Origin of the sequence: Buttiauxella izardii, assembly GCF_003601925.1 — a bacterium.
Taxonomy (GTDB): domain Bacteria; phylum Pseudomonadota; class Gammaproteobacteria; order Enterobacterales; family Enterobacteriaceae; genus Buttiauxella; species Buttiauxella izardii.
In genome coordinates this window covers 165213-181000 of the sequence record NZ_QZWH01000001.1, presented here as the reverse complement: position 1 = coordinate 181000, position 15788 = coordinate 165213, and the positions used below count along the sequence as shown (strand labels likewise).

The window sequence follows — 15788 nt, the reverse complement described above, 5'->3', positions numbered from 1 at the left end:
CCCTTAGCAGGTACGCAAAAATTGCAGCGATTGCTGATAGGCCGCCGCCGGATCTTCTGCGCGAATGCGACCTTCGTAGACGATGTAGCCGTCATAGCCATCGGTGCGAAGCTGTTCAAAATGCTTTTTGAAATCAATGCTGCCGCTGCCCGGCTGGTAACGATGATTGTCGGCAATATGCACGTGGCCCAGCAGATCGCGATTTTTATGGAAGGCTTCGCTGATATCGTCTTCTTCGATGTTCATGTGATAGAAATCGCCGATGATTTGCGTGTGTTTCAGCTGATTTTCTTCGATGTAGGAACGCGCATCCGCCAGGGTGTTGATCATGTGATCCTGATAGCGGTTAAGCGGTTCGAGATAAACCACGGTGCCGGTACGCGCCGCCACTTCATCGAGATAACGCAACGAATCGCTGACTGCTTTACGGTCGCCTGCCTGGCTGCGCGGCGAGTTCATCGGCGGCAAACGGTAGGTAAACATGCCCCATGCCGCAGGCACCACGATTCCTTTGCCGCCCACTTCTGCCAGCGCTTCCAGAATGCGGGTGATTTGTTGCAGGCCGTTCAGGCGGCGCTCTTCAATAAAATCGCCAATCCAGCCATCGTAACCGCCACATGCGGTGGTCACTGGCAGGCCGGTTTGCGCGATAGCGGCTTTAACGGCCAGAACGTTTTCAACTAACAATTTGCCGTCGATTTCGAAAGCATCGAATCCCATCGCTTTGATGTATTTAAACTTTTCTAAAATGTCTGCCGGGAAAAATGCCTGATTCTGAGTACCGATTTTCATGATTAAATCCTTAAATTAAAAAACAACGCCCATTTTGATACTTAGATCCGGATGCTGATCCACGTACTTCATATAGCTTTCAGCGCTGTCATGGAACGTCACCACCGGGTCAATCAGGTCTTCACAATTGAGATAACCGTTCATCAGCAATTCCCAACAGGTTTCTTCGATGCGTTTGCGATCCCAGCGCGGATAATCCGGGTTCGGTTCGCTGCTGCCGCGTGAAAAGACGATTTTGGCGTTGTTGAAGTGCGCTTCACGACCGAGGTTAAAATCATGGAACGGTTTGGCGAAGGCCACGTAAGAGATAGTGCCGCCGTAAGCGATACCGCGCAGAGCGGCCTGTAACGCCTGATCGTTACCGCTGGTTTCGATGATCACGTCCGCGCCCAGTTTGTTGGTGATTTTTTTGATTTCCAGGCCCACGTCGGTGCCGATGGGGTTAAAGCAGAAATCTGCGCCGTGGCGTTTGGCGATATCACAGCGGTGTTCGATAGGGTCAACACCAATCACAATGGATGCACCGGCTTTCTTCGCCAGTTGAACCGCAATTTGCCCGATGGCGCCCAACCCAACGACCACCACAAAATCACCCACGCGTACGTTTCCATCACGCACGCCGCTCATGGCGAATTGCGCCGGGTCGTAACAAACCGCGTTTTTCCAGCTCGAACCGGCAGGCATTTTGCGCAATTTGTAGTTGTTAACGCCGTTGGCGATTACGGTTTCTTGTAATGGGCCGTAAGTGCAAACGGAGTCGCCGATTTGGTAGTCGGTCACGTCCGAACCTCGTTTAACGACTTCGCCAACTACCATGTTTCCGAGCTGGAATTTCCCGAATTCGATACCGCGAGCAGCACCTTCGGCGCGTGGCACAAACAGGTTCCATTCGGTGTTGAACTCTTCATCAATAAAAGGACTAGCGGCGCGGAAATCCACGACTTCGGTACCGTGTTTTGGTGCGCCAAAGGCGACTTTGATTTTCACTTCGTGGGCCAGAACCGGGCGATCTTCGTATTCCACTAATGCCGCGACGCGCGGTGCGGTTGCGATTAACTTCTTCATTCTTTAACTCCGATATTTAAAATATTTTTGGTGGATGACGCTGCGCTTATCCACCCTACAAAAGCATTCAGATGATTCTCGTAGGTCGGATAAGCGCAAGCGCCATCCGACATTGTTCAACCTTTCACGCCGCCTGCCGTCAGGCCACTCTTGATAAAACGTTCGGAAAGCGCATACATCACAACCACTGGCAACGCGGTCACTAACGACGCGGCCATCATTCTTCCCCATACGTAATCCGGCGTGCTGAACAACGTGCTCAGGCCAACTGGCAAGGTGAAGTTCGCGGAACTGGAAAGGAAAATGGAAGCGAACAGATAGTCGTTCCACGCCACCATAAAGCAGTAGACGAACACCGACACCAGGCCGGAAATCGCCAGCGGCACGGTGATGTAAAAGATGATTTGCAGGCGGTTCAGCCCATCCATCATTGCCGCTTCTTCGATTTCGTCAGGAATGGTGTCGAAGTAGCTTTTCAGCATGAATACGGCTGTCGGCAGGGTTTGCGTCACCATGGTGATAATCAGCGCCAGTTCGGTGTCGTAAATCCCCAGCGCGGTGATGATTTTGAACAGCGGCACCACCAGCAAAATTCCCGAGAACATGTATACGGCATAAAAACTGGCGTTGATGGTCATGCGCCCTTTAAAGCGCAGTTTCGACAGCGCATAAGCCCCTAAAATGCCGATGAAAACGGCGATCGCTGAAGAGGTTAGCGACACCACCAGGCTGTTTTTGAAATAGGTCAAAAACGGGAAAATGGTCGGGTTAAAAATGTCGATGTAATGTTGCAGCGTCCACTCCTGCGGGAAGATGGTCGGATGCAACGAAATCGCTTCTCGCGGGCTTTTGAACGACGTCATCAGCATCACAAAGAACGGGAATAACGTGACCACCAGGAATAGCGCCAGCCCCAGATAAAAGCCGATGCGGCCAATGAGTTTGCGGTTGTTTGCGGTCATTTGAGATTTACCCGTTTTCTGGTCAGCAGGATGACGGCGAAGATAATGACGAACAGCACGACGGAAATAGCCGCTGCTTTCCCTAAGTCATTAAAGGCAAAGGCGGTTTTATACAGATAGACGCCAAGAATGTTGACTTTGGTGGTCAGCAACCAGACATCGGCAAACATGTAGAACATCCAGATGGTGCGCAGCGTCACCACGGTTGCCAGCACCGGCATAATCGCGGGCAGCGTAACGATTTTGAATTTCTGCCAACCGTTGGCCCCGTCCATTTCTGCGGCTTCGTACAAGGATTTGTCGATGGTCTGCAAAATGGCGAGAAACGAAATAAACGCATACGGGAAGTAGCGCCAGATGGCGAACAGCACCACCAGGAAGAAGCTGCTGCCGGGGTTATCGAACCACAGCGGCGCTTCATCAAACATGTGCAACACGTCCACGCCGAGGAAGTTCACGATGCCGTAACCGCTGTTGAACATGTATTTCCACGCAAACACCAGCGAGATAGATGGCGTGACGTAGGAAAGGATCACCAGCGAGCGCGCCGTTTTACGCATCCGAAATTCGCGGTTGAAAAACAGCGCCACACCCAGTCCTAAACCTGTGCTGCCCAGAACGACCAACGCGGTGTACCAGAATGTGGTCCACAACGAGTGCCAGAAAGCCGCATCCGTCAGGATATTGATGTAGTTTTCCAGGCCGATAAACCGCGAACTGATGTTCGGGTTCAGCGGCAAACGCAGGAAACTAATTTCGATATTCGACAGCATCGGCCAGGCCACTAATCCCCCCAGCAATAACAAGCTGGGGGCCAGTAGCATCATGGCAAATGGCATGTCAGAGCGGCCTGAAAACCACTTTTTCATCATGACTTATCCTGTGGTTCAGTGTTGTTTCATTAACTCAACGATGCGACCCTGGCTCTTATCGAGTGCCGGGGCGGTAGCCTGCTTCCCTACCGTCACCTGGTTGACCATTTCACTTAAAATGGCTGAGCCGGTGATATCGCCCATGCGGGTAAAGTTCTTCTCACCGACAGAACCAAAAACCTGCACGTTGGCGAATTGGGCAATCAGCTCGTAAGGCAATGAACCAAAGGCTTTGATTACTTCGTTGTTTTTATAACTGTCGGTTTCCACCACGGCCTTGGTGACCGGCAGCGCGGCACCTGGCGACATCAACACCCAATCGGCGGAGTTCTGTGCCTTTTCAAGGAAGGTGACGAACTTTTCAGCCGCTGCGGTTTCTTCTTTGCTTTGGCCAGAGGTAATGGTTAGCGAGGTCAACATGCCGTATACCGCTGGAGATTTTTCCGTTGGCACCACAAAGCCCAAATCTTGCGGCGAACCGTCTTTATAGAAGGCCGGGAGGATGTAGGTGGAATAGACGGCCATTGGCGCGGTGCCATTCATAAAGGCGTCTTTAATTTCCATCACGTCGTTGGAACCCGGCATGGTGTACTGCGCAAGGTCGCGGTAGTAATTGAGGGAGGCGAGCATGGCGGGCGAGTTCACGGTGACATTGCCGTTTGCGTCAAAGACGTTGGCGCCGTTGGACAGTGCGAACTGTGAGAACGTCTGCTCAGTCATCACGCTTTCGGCGGTTGGCAGCGCAATGCCATATTTCTTGTTGGCCGTATTGGTCATGCTACGTGCGGCATCGAGCAATTCAGTCCAGTTTTTCGGCTCGGCGATTCCCGCTTTCGCCAGCGCGGATTTGCGATACCAAATGCCGCCCAACCAGGCGCTGATAGGCACGCCGGTAAATGCCGTTGCATCTTCGGTGCGCACCACGCGCAGAACGCCGTCGTAGAAGCTGTTTTCGCCAACGCTAGTCACAACCTTTTTTACCGCATCTCTGTCGATAAGCTGTTCTTTATCCATGACTTTTGCATAGTCATGGCTGACTTCAATCACTTCTGGCAGCGCGCCGGAACGAGCAAGCGTAATCACTTTGGTGTTGTAGGCATCTTCTTCAACCGGCACTTGTTTGACGATAATTTGCGGGTTTTCCTGGGTGAAGCGCTCGATCAATTTGCTGATGACGGCCTGGCGTTCCTGTTCAACCGATGAGTGCATAAACTCAATCGTGACCTGTTCAGGATCGTCCTGTTTACATCCTGAGAGTAAAGCAGCGGCTATCAGTGCTGTTAACAGCACTGTTTTGGAAGTTTTCATTGTTATTCCCTTATATTAATAGCTAAGCCACAACACCTGATAAGGCTGCATGTTGTAAGATTGATTTGCGTTAATTTTTAACCCGGTAATTAAATCTTCAAAATTATTATCTGGCAGCTCAAGAGACTGAGGTTTACTGCTCAAATTAAATAACGCCAGAACATTATGGCCATTATCTGAATGACGTTTAATCATTAGCAGACTGTCATTGATACAATCTGCATTAAAGGCACTGTCGGGATGGAACGCGGGCTGTTTTTTACGAACATTGATCAGATGAGATAATTTTTTGTAGACCTGTTCGCGTAAAGTATTTTCACTCGATAATTCGCTTTCGATTTCATTCAAATCATATTTCTGGCGATTTATTGCGCGGTTATAACCCAACCGTTCAACACCCGCATAATCGTTACGCGAGCCGAGAATACTTTGAATGTATATTGCCGGGACGCCAGGGAAAGCCAGTAATATGGCGTGAGCTAAGATAAATCTCGCCAGGCGTTCTTCATCGTGGCTATCACGACGATTTAACGCATCCATATAAGTGACGTTTATTTCATACGGGCTACGCGTCCCGTCCGGATTATTTTTCCAGTTGACCAAGGCCCCTTCTTCTTGCAGCTGATTCACCAGTTGTAAGATTTCCTCTTCTGGTAGGATTCCGCGCAGTGGGTTCAGGCCAATACCGTCGTGGGATGCGAGGAAGTTAAACCAGGTCGTATCCCTGTTTCCGTTACTTCCTAATGATGCGCCCCACTGGCTTAAGACTTTGGCAGAACCGGTATGAATGGCATGCAGAACTAACGGCGGCAGTGGGAACTGATACACCATGTGCGCTTCGTCATGACCGTTGCCGAGGTAAGAAATATTATCTTTATGCGGGACGTTGGTTTCGGTAATCAGCACGGTACCAGGGGCAACTTCATCGACAACCGCACGGAATAATTTCACCAGTTGATGCGTTTTTTCCAGGTGAATACAATTTGTGCCGATGGTTTTCCACATGTATCCCACGGCATCCAGGCGAATGTAATCCGCGCCTTCTTTCAGGTAGTGCAGCAGCACATCAACCATTGCCAATAGCACCTGCGGATTAGCAAAGTTGAGGTCAATTTGATCATCGCTGAACGTTGTCCAGATATGTTGTTTTGTGCCGTCTGCCAGTGTAAATGGCGAAAGCAACGGTAACGCCCGTGGGCGCGTCACCGCTGATAAATCAGATTCTGGATTAACCGCAATAAAGAAATTCTTAAATTCTGGATTGCCTGCCAGATATTGCTGGAACCAATTGCTTTTCGCTGATATATGGTTGCAAACAAAATCGAACATTAATTTTGTCGATTTGTTTAACTTTGCAATATCGTTCCAGTTGCCACAAACGGGATCAACCTGATGATAATCAATCACCGAAAAACCATCATCCGATGACCATGGGTAAAATGGCAGAAGATGTATATGAGAGAAACTCTTATTGAGCCAGCGATTATAAAAATCGTTAAGTGTATTTAAGGTTTTTTCATTCTGCTGATGAAACTGATCGGCATAGGTAATGAGCACCACATCACTCTCGTCCCAGCCTTGTTTGCGGGCGTTCATAGCGGAACGCTTGCCCTGTTCTACCCTTGAAATAAATTCGTCTATGACGCGTTCATTTAACGTGTTGTCGTAAATGCTGGATAGCAATTCTTTAATTTTTTGCATTTTTAGCTTTCTCATGGGAGCGGTACCACGAGAAGCGAGACTACTCTCGGTTTATTTTTGTGTCAACGCGGGGGAATCTGAAGATTAATATTTGTGAGGTAACGCAAATTTAAATGAAACAACGGGAATGGAATCGTAGAAAAGGAACTGTTCCACTCCTGAAGGAGCGGAACAGGTTCAGAAGAAGGGTTATTTAACTGAAGGACCGTTGTAACGCGCTGAAACCTTGCGCAAAATTTTCGCCATGATGGGCTCAAGCGTTAACGCTAAGAGCATTTTCAACGGGCGACGCGCCACGGATTTAACCGCCCAACCCGCGACGCCTGCGGGGCCATAACGCAAAGCCGTCAGCAGCACTAATTTGCCAACGATTTTCAGGCCTGGCTTTGCTTTGTTTGCAGCCGTCTGGAATTTGGACATGTTATCTCCGGTGTAACGGTTAAGAATTTGCATGAGATCTGTTCGCCCCCACCCCGGCCCTCTCCCCTGGAGAGGGAGAAAGTCTGAGGTTAAAGCTGACGGAAACGGCTACGCAACGTGAACGTATCAGACGTGATATAGCGTTCCATGGAACGTAAACGCTGCTCACCCGCCGCTAATTCGGCATCCACTTCATCAAGCAAATCGCGGCTTGTCGGTTGTGGTTTACCCTGCTCCGCGCCCGCAGGCATCGGGTCAAGGATAAAAGTCAGTGCGATGTAAGCGACCAAAACAAAGAAGAACAGGCCAAAAATCATCGCTAAAACGGTAATCAGGCGCACCAGTTTTACCGGAACATCAAGGTATTGCGCGATACCCGCACACACCCCTTTCACCATGCCCTTTTCAGGGATACGCCATAATTTACGACCGGAAAATGTATTCACCATTATTTGTCTCTCCAGTTCGGATGTTCTGCATCAAGAATCTGCTCCAGCGTCTGAATACGTTCACGCATACGACGTGCCTCATCAGTCAACTGTGCCAAACGTTGCTGTTCGCCCTGGGATAACTGCCCGCCATTCGCAGCGCGGTTGTTGTAATGCAGCCACAACCAGATGGGGGCGACGAACAACACAAAAATCGTTAACGGAATGGCAAGAAAAAGCGCGCTCATGTGTACTCCTTACAAGTCTAGCCTGCTGCGGCGCGCAATCTGAGCACGCCGCAGCAAAGTTAATTACCCACGATCCTGGTTGTTCATTTTAGCTTTCAGCGCAGCCAGTTGTTCGCTGATTTCATCATCTGCTTTCAGCTCGGCAAATTCGGTCGCGAGGCTTTTTTGTTTGCCAAAACCGTGGCTTTCCGCTTCGGATTCCATCTGGTCGATACGACGCTCGAAGGATTCAAAACGTGCCATCGCTTCGTCAATTTTGCCGCTATCAAGCTGGCGGCGAACATCACGTGAAGAAGAAGCCGCCTGGTGACGTAATGTCAGTGCCTGCTGGCGCGCGCGGGTTTCGCTGAGTTTATTCTCAAGCTCGCCAATTTCTTTTTTCATGCGCGCCAGGGTTTCATCGACATGCACCACTTCATCTTCCAGGGTGGCAATCATATCGGTCATTTTTTGCTTTTCGATCAATGCCGCACGCGCCAGATCTTCTTTATCTTTACGCAATGCCAGCTCGGCTTTTTCCTGCCATTCCGCCTGCTGTGCGGTCGCTTGTTCTACGCGACGAGAAAGCTGTTTCTTTTCAGCCAGCGCGCGAGCCGAGGTGGAACGCACTTCAACCAGCGTGTCTTCCATTTCCTGAATCATCAGGCGTACCAGCTTCTGTGGATCTTCTGCTTTTTCCAGCAGTGAGTTGATGTTGGCATTCACGATGTCGGCAAAACGAGAAAAAATACCCATAATTCAATCCTCTTTAGTCATTATTTCAGGTGCCTGGCACCCTGCACGACAAGAATATTGCAAGCGGTGTGCCAACTTTTTATTTCATTGATTTTAAAGAAAATGATTAAATTTGACTCGTTTCAAATTACGTTTATAGTGGTTTAATTCACTAACTATTGGTTAATTTCATCATGGTAGAGAGCAAAGATAACCTGATTGGCGAGGCGAACAGTTTTCTTGAGGTGCTTGAGCAAGTTTCGCGCCTGGCACCACTGGAAAAACCGGTGTTAGTGATAGGCGAGCGTGGCACGGGTAAAGAGCTGATTGCTAACCGTTTGCACTTTCTTTCACGTCGTTGGCAAGGGCCGTTTATTTCCCTGAACTGCGCCGCACTGAACGATAATCTGCTGGATTCAGAACTGTTCGGCCATGAAGCGGGAGCCTTTACCGGCGCGCAAAAACGCCATCCAGGCCGCTTTGAACGTGCTGATGGCGGCACACTCTTTCTTGATGAACTCGCCACCGCGCCGATGATGGTGCAGGAAAAACTGCTGCGCGTGGTGGAATACGGCGAGCTTGAGCGCGTGGGCGGCAGCCAGCCGTTGCAGGTGAATGTGCGACTGGTGTGCGCGACCAATGCCGACCTGCCGCAACTGGCCGAAGAAGGGAAATTCCGTGCTGATTTACTCGACCGGCTGGCATTTGATGTGGTGACGCTTCCCCCGCTGCGCGAGCGCCAGCCCGATATCATGTTAATGGCCGAGCACTTTGCGATTCAGATGTGCCGCGAATTACAGCTCCCGCTGTTCCCTGGATTTACCGAAGAAGCGCAAGCGACGCTGTTGAATTACGCCTGGCCGGGGAATATCCGCGAATTAAAAAATGTGGTGGAACGTTCGGTTTATCGCCACGGTTCCAGTGATGAACCGGTCGATAATGTCATTCTCGATCCCTTCGCCAGAAAACCTGCCGTCACGGTACAAAAAAGCGAATCACCATTAGCGTTGCCAATGGATCTGCGCGGCTGGCAAAACGAGCAGGAAAAAACACTGGTGGAGCAAAGCCTGAAACAGGCGAAATTCAACCAGCGTAAAGCCGCAGATTTGCTCGGGTTGACGTACCACCAATTACGCGCGTTGCTTAAAAAGCACGGTGTTGTGCAGACGGAGTTGCCGTAAAAAACAGCATTTCCTTACCTTTTTTACCGGCATTGTTTATAAAAAAAGCAAAATAGCCTGACATATTTTGGGAAGCCCTCCAGAGTGCGATACACTTTGGCTATCACCCGAGAAAACTCAAAAACTTATGCGCGGAATTATCTCCTCCCTGTTACTGGCGGTTAGCTGCCTGAGTGGCGCGGCATTCGCCGAATCACCTGTTGAAAAGCCAACCGATATCCGTAACAGCGGATTTGTTTATTGTGTCAACGGTCAGGTAAATACCTTTAATCCGCAAATGGCCAGCGGCGGTTTGACTGTGGACACCCTCGCCGCACAGTTATATGACCGGTTACTGGATGTCGATCCGTACACTTATCGCCTGGTGCCGGAACTGGCGGAAAGCTGGGAAGTGCTGGATAACGGCGCGACTTATCGCTTCCATTTACGCTCCAATGTGCAGTTCCAGACCACGCCGTGGTTTAAACCGACTCGCGCACTGAATGCCGATGATGTGGTGTTCAGTTTCCAACGCGTATTTGACCGCAAGCACCCGTGGCATAACGTTAACGGCGGCAACTATCCTTATTTCGACAGTCTTCAGTTCCCGGACTCTGTGAAAAGTGTGCGCAAGCTGGATCAGAACACCGTCGAATTTCGTCTCGAAAAACCCGACGCCTCCTTCTTATGGCACATGGCAACGCATTACGCGTCTGTGATGTCTGCTGAATATGCGGCGCAGTTAACCAAAGCCGATCGTCAGGAATTGATGGACCGCCAGCCGGTGGGCACCGGGCCATTCCAGATTAGCGAATATCGTGCCGGGCAGTATATTCGCCTGGCTCGCCACCCGAAATTCTGGCGCGGCGTGCCATTAATGCCGCAAGTCGTTCTGGACTTAGGTTCCGGCGGCACCGGGCGCTTATCCAAACTTCTGACCGGTGAATGCGATGTACTCGCCTATCCTGCCGCCAGCCAGTTGACGATTTTGCGCGATGACCCGCGTTTGCGCCTGACGTTGCGCCCAGGGATGAACATTGCATATCTGGCGTTTAACACTAATAAAGCCCCGTTAAATAATCCGGCGGTGCGCCATGCGTTAGCTCTGGCGATTAATAACCAGCGCCTGATGCAGTCGATTTATTACGGCACAGCGGAAACGGCGGCCTCTATTTTGCCGCGTGCGTCGTGGGCGTATGACAGTGATTCTAAAATTACCGAATACAACCCGGAAAAAGCGCGTCAGCAACTCAAAGCGCTGGGGCTGCATAATCTGGAATTGCGCCTTTGGGTGCCGACCAGTTCTCAAGCCTGGAACCCAAGCCCGTTGAAAACCGCAGAACTTATCCAGGCGGATATGGCGCAAATTGGTGTGAAGGTGATTATTGTGCCGGTCGAAGGCCGCTTCCAGGAAGCGCGTTTGATGGACATGAACCACGATTTAACCCTCGCAGGTTGGGCAACGGACAGTAACGACCCGGACAGTTTCTTCCGCCCAATGTTGAGCTGCGCGGCGATTCGCTCACAGACCAACTATGCTCGCTGGTGTGACCCTAAGTTTGATGAAGTGCTGCAAAAGGCGCTGGCTTCTCAGCAACTGGCGTCGCGCATTGAAGCGTATCGTGAAGCGCAGGATATTCTGGCGGAGCAGTTGCCTGTTTTACCGTTAGCGTCATCGCTGCGTTTGCAAGCCTATCGCTATGACATTAAAGGGCTGGTGCTGAGTCCGTTTGGCAACGCATCGTTTGCCGGGGTTTCCCGTGAGAATGTTGAGGTGAAAAAACCATGATTATTTACACCCTGCGCCGCCTGCTGTTGCTGCTGGTGACGCTGTTTTTTCTGACCTTTATCGGCTTTAGCCTCAACTATTTCACCCCGCACGCGCCGCTTCAGGGCGCGTCGCTGTGGAATGCCTGGGTGTTCTGGTTTGAAAGTATCCTGCACTGGGATTTCGGCGTGTCGAGCATTAACGGCCAGTCGATTAACGAACAGTTACGCATGGTGTTCCCGGCCACCATGGAGTTGTGCCTGCTGGCGTTTGGCCTCGCCTTGCTGGTGGGTATTCCGGTCGGAATGTTAGCCGGGATCATGCGTAACAAATGGCAAGATAAGTTGATCAGCGCATTGGCATTGGTCGGATTTTCCATTCCCGTGTTCTGGTTCGCGCTACTGCTGACGATGTTCTTCTCACTGACGCTCGGCTGGTTGCCGGTTTCCGGGCGTTTCGATTTGCTTTATGAAGTGAAATCGGAAACCGGTTTCGCGCTGGTTGATGCCTGGCTTTCGGACTCGCCTTACCGCGATGAAATGATCATCAGCGCCATTCGCCATATGATCTTGCCAGTGATTGCGCTGGCCGTTGCGCCAACCACCGAAGTGGTGCGTTTGATGCGTATCAGCACCATCGAAGTGTTTGACCAAAACTATATTAAAGCGGCGGCGACTCGCGGTTTATCACGCCTGACGATTCTGCATCGCCATGTTCTGCATAACGCGCTGCCGCCGGTTATTCCGCGCCTCGGCCTGCAATTTTCAACCATGCTGACGCTGGCGATGATCACTGAAGTGGTGTTCAGTTGGCCAGGCCTCGGACGCTGGCTGATCAACGCGATTCGTCAACAAGATTACACGGCAATTTCTGCCGGGGTGATGGTCATCGGTTCGTTGGTCATCATTGTGAACGTGATTTCCGATATTTTGGGTGCTATGGCAAACCCACTGACACATAAGGAATGGTATGCCTTACGATAGCGTCTATCGCGAGAAGCGACCGCCGAGCACGCTGCGCCTGACCTGGCGCAAATTTTACGGCGACACCACGGCAATGATTGGCCTGTACGGCTGCGGGGCTTTGGTGCTGTTGTGCGTCTTTGGCAGCGTGTTTGCGCCGTATGGCATCGACCAGCAGTTCCTCGGCTACCAATTGTTACCGCCTTCGTGGTCACGGTATGGCGATGTGTCATTCTTCCTCGGCACGGATGACCTCGGGCGCGATGTATTAAGCCGTTTATTGAGCGGCGCCGCCCCAACCGTGGGCGGCGCGTTCGTGGTGACGCTGGCGGCGGCTATTTTCGGGGTGATTCTGGGCGTGTTTGCCGGATCAACGCATGGCTTACGCTCGGCGGTGATGAACCATATTCTCGACACGCTTTTGTCAATCCCTTCCCTGTTGCTGGCGATTATTGTGGTGGCGTTTGTCGGGCCGCATCTGGTTCACGCCATGTTTGCGGTATGGCTCGCACTTCTGCCGCGCATGGTGCGCTCGGTTTATAGCGCCGTTCACGATGAGCTGGAGAAAGATTACGTTATTGCCGCCCGTCTGGATGGCGCATCAACGCTGAATATTCTCTGGTTTGCCGTGATGCCCAATACCGCCGCGATTCTGGTCACCGAAATTACGCGCGCGCTGTCGATGGCAATCCTTGATATCGCCGCTTTGGGCTTCCTGGATTTGGGCGCACAGCTTCCGTCGCCAGAATGGGGTTCTATGCTGGGTGACGCACTGGAGCTGATTTATGTCGCTCCGTGGACAGTTATGCTGCCAGGAGTGGCTATTATGATCAGTGTGCTGCTGGTCAACCTGCTGGGTGACGGTTTACGCCGTGCAATCAACGCGGGGGTGCAATAATGCCATTACTTGATATTCGAAATCTGACCATCGAATTTATGACCTCCGATGGCTGGGTTAAAGCCGTAGACCGCGTGAGTATGACCCTGAACGAAGGGGAGATTCGCGGTTTGGTGGGCGAATCTGGCTCCGGCAAAAGCCTGATTGCCAAAGCCATTTGTGGCGTTACTAAAGACAACTGGCGCGTGACGGCAGACCGTATGCGCTTTGATGACATCGACCTGTTGCGTTTGAGTGGACGCGAGCGCCGCCGCTTAGTCGGCCATAACGTGTCGATGATTTTCCAGGAGCCACAGTCGTGTCTGGATCCATCAGAACGTGTTGGCCGCCAGCTGACGCAGAATATTCCCGGCTGGACGTATAAAGGCCGCTGGTGGAAGCGCTTTGGCTGGCGAAAACGTCGGGCAATTGAACTGCTGCACCGCGTCGGGATTAAAGATCACAAAGATGCGATGCGCAGTTATCCGTACGAGTTGACCGACGGTGAATGCCAGAAGGTGATGATTGCCATTGCGCTGGCGAATCAGCCACGTTTGTTGATTGCCGATGAGCCAACCAATGCGATGGAACCCACCACGCAATTGCAGATTTTCAAACTGCTGACGCGCCTGAATCAGTACAACAACACCACGATTTTGCTTATCAGCCATGACCTGCAAATGCTCAGTAAATGGGCGGATAAAATTAACGTGATGTACTGCGGGCAAACGGTGGAAAGTGCGACCAGCGAAGATCTGATTGCCACGCCGCATCATCCTTACACCCAGGCGCTGATTCGCGCGATCCCTGATTTCGGTAGCCCAATGCCGCATAAAAGCCGCCTCAATACCATGACAGGCGCGATTCCTTTACTGGAACAATTACCGATGGGTTGCCGACTCGGGCCGCGCTGCCCTTACGCGCAGCGTGAATGTATCGAAACGCCACGCCTGATGGGCGCTAAAACCCATCTGTACGCCTGCCACTTCCCGCTGAATATGGAGAGTCAGTAATGGTCGAAACGCTGCTCGAAGTTCGTAATTTAAGTAAGACGTTTCGCTACCGCACCGGCTTGTTCCGTCGCCAGCATGTTGATGCCGTGAAACCGTTGAGTTTCACCCTGCGAGAGAAACAGACGCTGGCGATAATTGGCGAGAATGGATCAGGCAAATCTACGCTGGCGAAAATGCTGGCGGGGATGGTTGAGCCGACGACGGGCGAAGTGGTGATTGACGACCATGTGCTGGAGTACGGCGACTATACCTACCGTAGCCAACATATTCGCATGATTTTCCAGGACCCAAGCACGTCGCTTAATCCGCGCCAGCGTATTTCGCAGATTCTGGATTTCCCGCTGCGCCTCAATACCAATCTTGAACCGGAAGCGCGCCATAAGCAGATTATCGAAACGCTGCGCATGGTCGGTTTGCTGCCCGACCACGCCAGTTATTATCCGCATATGCTGGCGCCAGGTCAGAAACAGCGTCTGGGTTTAGCCCGTGCGATGATTTTGCGCCCGAAGGTGGTGATTGCCGATGAAGCGCTGGCCTCGCTCGATATGTCGATGCGTTCGCAACTGATTAACCTGATGCTGGAACTGCAGGAAAAACACGGTATTGCCTATATTTATGTCACGCAGCATATCGGCATGATGAAGCACATCAGCGACAAAGTTATCGTGATGCATCAGGGCGAAGTCGTTGAACGTGGCAGCACCGCTGAAGTACTCGCCTCGCCGTTGCATGATTTGACTAAGCGCCTGATTGCCAGTCACTTTGGTGAAGCGTTAACGGCGGATGCGTGGCGTAAAGACCGTTAATCAGCGCTATCGGGTAACTTTCCGCTACCCGGCAGCGTTTTTATGATTACCCCTGCGCCTCAACATACCGCGCAAAGTTTTCCAGAATCGCCTGCCAGCCGCCCTTTTGATGCTCGACCGGATATTGCTTATCCGGGTCGAATTCCAGCCGCACATCAACGCCCTCTCCGGCTGGCGTAAATTCCACTTTCGCTTCGCGGTCGCCGAAAGTGTACTCGATTAATTTATGCTGGATGATGCGCGTATAAACGCCCGCAAAATCAAACCCCATGCTGCCGTCTTTGGCTTCCATACGGAATGAAAACGCGCCGCCTTCCCTGAAATCAGCGGCGGCGGTTGGCGTGTGCCAGTCGGGTGAAGCCGTATTCCATTGCTTTACATCTTCCGGATTAATGTATGCCTGCCAGACTTTTTCAACAGGCGCGTTAACGTGAGTTTCAACTGTGATTTTCATCGATACTCTCCGGTGACTCTGTTTGTAGGGTGAGAATTAAGTGTACTGCGCCTTTTATATTTTGCTTTGGCGGCAGTGCAACAGGAATGACCTCTGGCGATGTGATAACCAGTTAGCCAGGCCCCGTAAAATAAGCTGACACAACTTGCGCGGAGTGGGATATAATTTCACTTTCGTGTTGAAAAATTGTGACTAACCATTCGTAACATTATGATTGGCAAGGCATAAAATTAGCAGA

At 51.3% G+C, this 15788-nt stretch carries 17 protein-coding genes; 6 read left to right on the top strand and 11 right to left on the bottom strand.

Translation table 11 applies throughout. The features are described 5' to 3' along the window. Positions 1-3 precede the first annotated feature (3 nt). The 10 genes from D6029_RS00875 to pspA form a co-directional block, all read right to left on the bottom strand. Positions 4-792, bottom strand: coding sequence for a sugar phosphate isomerase/epimerase family protein (locus tag D6029_RS00875; protein WP_120062938.1), 789 nt, complete (start codon positions 790-792; stop codon positions 4-6). Positions 793-807: 15 nt separating this feature from the next. Then, a complete protein-coding gene (locus D6029_RS00870; protein ID WP_120062937.1) occupies positions 808-1857 on the bottom strand; it encodes a zinc-dependent alcohol dehydrogenase in 1050 nt (349 codons plus the stop codon). A gap of 116 nt (positions 1858-1973) precedes the next feature. Next, positions 1974-2819, bottom strand: coding sequence for a carbohydrate ABC transporter permease (locus tag D6029_RS00865; protein WP_120062936.1), 846 nt, complete (start codon positions 2817-2819; stop codon positions 1974-1976). Beyond that, positions 2816-3688, bottom strand: a complete 873-nt coding sequence (locus D6029_RS00860; RefSeq protein ID WP_120062976.1) for a carbohydrate ABC transporter permease — start codon at positions 3686-3688, stop codon at positions 2816-2818. Before D6029_RS00860 ends, D6029_RS00865 begins: the two co-directional genes overlap by 4 nt. An 18-nt stretch (positions 3689-3706) precedes the next feature. Next, a complete protein-coding gene (locus D6029_RS00855) occupies positions 3707-4999 on the bottom strand; it encodes an ABC transporter substrate-binding protein (protein WP_120062935.1) in 1293 nt (430 codons plus the stop codon). A 15-nt stretch (positions 5000-5014) separates the two neighbouring features. After that, positions 5015-6700, bottom strand: coding sequence for a sugar phosphorylase (locus D6029_RS00850; protein ID WP_120062934.1), 1686 nt, complete (start codon positions 6698-6700; stop codon positions 5015-5017). 189 nt (positions 6701-6889) lie between these two features. After that, a complete protein-coding gene (gene pspD / locus D6029_RS00845; protein WP_120062975.1) occupies positions 6890-7120 on the bottom strand; it encodes a phage shock protein PspD in 231 nt (76 codons plus the stop codon). Positions 7121-7209: 89 nt separating this feature from the next. Next, the gene (gene pspC, locus D6029_RS00840; protein ID WP_120062933.1) at positions 7210-7569 is read right to left on the bottom strand and encodes an envelope stress response membrane protein PspC; all 360 of its coding nucleotides are present in this window, start codon (positions 7567-7569) and stop codon (positions 7210-7212) included. After that, complete coding sequence (gene pspB, locus D6029_RS00835; RefSeq protein ID WP_120062932.1) at positions 7569-7796, bottom strand: envelope stress response membrane protein PspB; 228 nt, start codon at positions 7794-7796, stop codon at positions 7569-7571. Before pspB ends, pspC begins: the two co-directional genes overlap by 1 nt. Positions 7797-7859: 63 nt before the next feature. Next, entirely contained in the window at positions 7860-8531 is a 672-nt protein-coding gene (gene pspA, locus D6029_RS00830) for a phage shock protein PspA (protein ID WP_120062931.1), read from the bottom strand. A 158-nt stretch (positions 8532-8689) separates the two neighbouring features. Between pspA and pspF the strand changes: the two genes are divergently transcribed. The 6 genes from pspF to sapF all read left to right on the top strand — a co-directional run bounded on the left by pspF (position 8690) and on the right by sapF (position 15096). Beyond that, positions 8690-9691, top strand: a complete 1002-nt coding sequence (pspF, locus tag D6029_RS00825) for a phage shock protein operon transcriptional activator (protein WP_120062930.1) — start codon at positions 8690-8692, stop codon at positions 9689-9691. Positions 9692-9818: 127 nt separating this feature from the next. After that, positions 9819-11459: an ABC transporter substrate-binding protein SapA gene (sapA, locus tag D6029_RS00820; RefSeq protein WP_120062929.1), complete on the top strand. Its 1641-nt coding sequence runs from the start codon at positions 9819-9821 to the stop codon at positions 11457-11459. Then, positions 11456-12421, top strand: coding sequence for a putrescine export ABC transporter permease SapB (sapB, locus tag D6029_RS00815; RefSeq protein ID WP_120062928.1), 966 nt, complete (start codon positions 11456-11458; stop codon positions 12419-12421). Before sapA ends, sapB begins: the two co-directional genes overlap by 4 nt. Beyond that, positions 12408-13298 carry a putrescine export ABC transporter permease SapC gene (gene sapC / locus D6029_RS00810; protein WP_120062927.1) on the top strand — a complete coding sequence of 297 codons (891 nt, stop codon included), beginning with the start codon at positions 12408-12410 and terminating at the stop codon, positions 13296-13298. The genes sapB and sapC overlap by 14 nt, the downstream gene beginning before the upstream one ends. After that, positions 13298-14290 (top strand): putrescine export ABC transporter ATP-binding protein SapD, encoded by a 993-nt coding sequence (gene sapD / locus D6029_RS00805; protein WP_120062926.1) that lies wholly within the window; start codon positions 13298-13300, stop codon positions 14288-14290. The genes sapC and sapD overlap by 1 nt, the downstream gene beginning before the upstream one ends. Continuing rightward, positions 14290-15096: a putrescine export ABC transporter ATP-binding protein SapF gene (gene sapF / locus D6029_RS00800; protein ID WP_120062925.1), complete on the top strand. Its 807-nt coding sequence runs from the start codon at positions 14290-14292 to the stop codon at positions 15094-15096. The genes sapD and sapF overlap by 1 nt, the downstream gene beginning before the upstream one ends. Before the next feature lie 46 nt (positions 15097-15142). On the opposite strand, the gene D6029_RS00795 is transcribed toward sapF, so the two are convergent. Continuing rightward, complete coding sequence (locus tag D6029_RS00795; protein WP_120062924.1) at positions 15143-15550, bottom strand: SRPBCC family protein; 408 nt, start codon at positions 15548-15550, stop codon at positions 15143-15145. Positions 15551-15788 lie beyond the last annotated feature (238 nt).